Origin of the sequence: Rhizobium sp. CF142 (assembly GCF_000281145.1) — a bacterium.
Lineage (GTDB): Bacteria > Pseudomonadota > Alphaproteobacteria > Rhizobiales > Rhizobiaceae > Rhizobium.
In genome coordinates this window covers 1-2,685 of record NZ_AJWE01000078.1, presented here as the reverse complement: position 1 = coordinate 2,685, position 2,685 = coordinate 1, and the positions used below count along the sequence as shown (strand labels likewise).

3 protein-coding genes are annotated in these 2,685 nt (G+C 57.5%); 1 reads left to right on the top strand and 2 read right to left on the bottom strand.

The features are described from left to right. Positions 1-241: 241 nt before the first annotated feature. Positions 242-985, bottom strand: coding sequence for a FadR/GntR family transcriptional regulator (locus tag PMI11_RS15680; protein ID WP_007818668.1), 744 nt, complete (start codon positions 983-985; stop codon positions 242-244). A 315-nt stretch (positions 986-1,300) separates the two neighbouring features. On the opposite strand from PMI11_RS15680, the gene PMI11_RS15675 reads away from it, so the two are divergent. Then, positions 1,301-2,086, top strand: coding sequence for an IclR family transcriptional regulator (locus tag PMI11_RS15675; RefSeq protein WP_157179639.1), 786 nt, complete (start codon positions 1,301-1,303; stop codon positions 2,084-2,086). A 103-nt stretch (positions 2,087-2,189) separates the two neighbouring features. Here the strand turns inward: PMI11_RS15675 and PMI11_RS15670 are convergent. Next, a partial coding sequence (locus PMI11_RS15670) for an electron transfer flavoprotein subunit alpha/FixB family protein (RefSeq protein WP_007818657.1) occupies positions 2,190-2,685 on the bottom strand: 496 nt, incomplete at its 5' end.

Sequence of the window (2,685 nt, the reverse complement as noted above, 5' to 3'; positions counted from 1 at the left end):
CGGTAAACACGACTAAATGGGCTGAACGCAACACACTGCAAACGGGCGGTGATCGATGATGTCGGTCGCCGCCCCTTGATGCGTATCGGGGGAGGCTTTTCAAAGGAGATGGCTTGAAGATTATGTGATTGAAAACGGCAACCGAGACACTCCGCCTTGAAATCCGATTGTCGACGCCAAGCCGTGGCTCAACCCCTCTTGAGCAACTATCGGGCAGTGCGCAGTTCCAAGTAAGTATTGCTTATCCGACCCTGCGCCCATCGCGCGCCACGATCGTTGTTGCCTGGTTTAGAAGATATTTATAGCTCTTCTTGATCAACTGCTCCAATTCGCGCACGTGCTCCCGCATAGAGGCAGCAGCGGCCGCGCTATCTCGGCTCTTGCAGGCGTCGAGAATGCGTTGATGCGCCTCTGCCACTCGCTTCTGGTTGCCCGTCGTATACTGGATTCCGTGGCCCTCGCCGGCAGCAACCATGCTGATCGTCGACCAAAAAATCGTCATGACATGGTTGCGGCTCGCATGCGCGATCAACGAGTGAAAGACACGATTCTCTTCGATGAAGTCATCCTGATGGTCGACCTCTAGCATCCTGTCGATCGATGCCTGCAATGCCGCGAAGTCTTCATCGGTGCCGTTCTCGGCGGCCTCTGCCGCGAGTGCCGGCTCAATGACCTCGCGCGCCTTCAGTACCGCGACAAAGGGAACGTCATGCATTCTCAGATACACAGACAGGCCATGCGCCAGGATATCAGTGCCGGGCATCGTAACGATAATGCCACCTCTTGGCCCGGGCTTGAGTTCCAGAACGCCTTGGGCTTCCAGAATACGCAGACTTTCACGCAGGGTCGGCCTGCTGACATCATATTGTTGGAGAAGGTCTGCTTCGGTGCCCAAGCTGCTTCCAGGAGAAAGGTTGCCGCTCACGATTCTGTCCAGCAAACGCTGGGCGACGAAGTCAGCCTTGCTCTTTGGTACCCCAGCCACGCCTAATTCCTTTCACTCAATCTGACCCCTCCAATCGGTAAGGATCGGGGCCTTCAAGATCGCCTTGCCGCTGCATACGCTGCCGCGGCATCCAGAACGGCCTATTGTATTATAACATTTGAACCATTTGGACGAATTTGTCTACGCCGGTAAAAGTTCTTGTGGTGTCAACCTGATGACACAATACACTTTGACCTATTCTCATTGAAATTCCCACACTGGCGGTGTCACGCATTTCGGTTGTCATTGGCGCAGGTGAACAATTATGGTGCGCGACCGTCTCCCGTTCGAAAATTAGGGACATATCCGGAGTTGATGATGGCGCCTCCCAAGAAAACCGACGAAGAGCGTAACCACAGTCCCCATCGCACGATCGACCGGGTGGCGAGATTGATCGAGGAGATCGTCTATCGTCCGGGCATGACCTTCGGCGAACTCCTTAAGGTCACTGATTTGCCGAAGAGCACCCTGCACGGCTTTGTTGAGGGCCTGCTAGCCAACGGCTGGCTATACGGGCAGCGTGACGGATCTCAGCACAGGCTCCATCTGGGGCCCGCTGTCTACGGCCTGATATTATCGAGTGGAAAGGTCAGAGCCGGCTCCGTCAGCAACGGAGATCTCTATGAATTGCATGCCAAAGTCGATGCGGAAGTTTATCTCGGCGTTTTAGTGGGACATCAACTGGTCTATGTCGCTGAGGCCGGCGCTGATCCAGTTGCTGGCTTCCACCCCAGAAACGTTATCCGACGCGAACTCCTGCGATCGGCCGGCGGAAAGGCTCTGCTTGCCTCGCAGCCGCAGACTTGGATCGAGAATTTCTTGCGCGCCAGACCCTCTGAAAGTGACGATCTCATCCGCGATTTTCTGGCCGAAGCCCGCGACATCAGGGCGACAGGTGTTGCCCATAATTTCACTCAGAACGGCACACGTTTTGCCCTCGCCTCCGTGCTACGCGACAGCGGTGGCAAACCCGTGGCTTCTGTCACTGTTGTCGGACCGGCAGATTCTTTGGTTGCGAGGCGCGAAGAAATAGCAAAAGAACTCCTGCAATATATTGCGCGCTGGGAACGACGAGAGACCGAAGCGCGCGAAGCGATCTGAGGGGACGGCAGGTGCCCAGCGACACGATCGGCCAGAGGTTTTGTGGGCAAGCGTCGCCAAGCCGACGTGATTTCTCGTCTGGCGCGTCCCGGCTTCTCCTTTGTCAAGGCGACTTTTCGAATTCCGGCAAGGCCTCGAAGAGGTCGGCCACAAGTCCATAGTCGGCAATCTGGAAGATGGGAGCCTCCTCGTCCTTGTTGATCGCGACAATGACCTTTGAGTCTTTCATGCCGGCGAGATGCTGGATGGCGCCTGAGATGCCGCAGGCGATGTAGAGATCAGGGGCGACGACCTTGCCGGTCTGGCCGACCTGCCAGTCGTTCGGGGCGTAGCCGGCATCGACGGCGGCGCGCGATGCACCGACGGCAGCACCGAGCTTGTCGGCGACCGGCAGGATGACTTCCTTGAACTTTTCGGCGGAGCCGAGCGCGCGACCGCCGGAAATGATGATCTTGGCGGAGGTCAGTTCCGGTCGCTCGGAGGCCGACAGCGCGTCGGACACGAAATTCGAAAGGCCCGGACCAGAAACGGCCGGAATCACGTCGACGGCAGCCGAACCGCCCTCGGAAGCGGAGGCGAAAGAGGCGGTGCGCACGGTG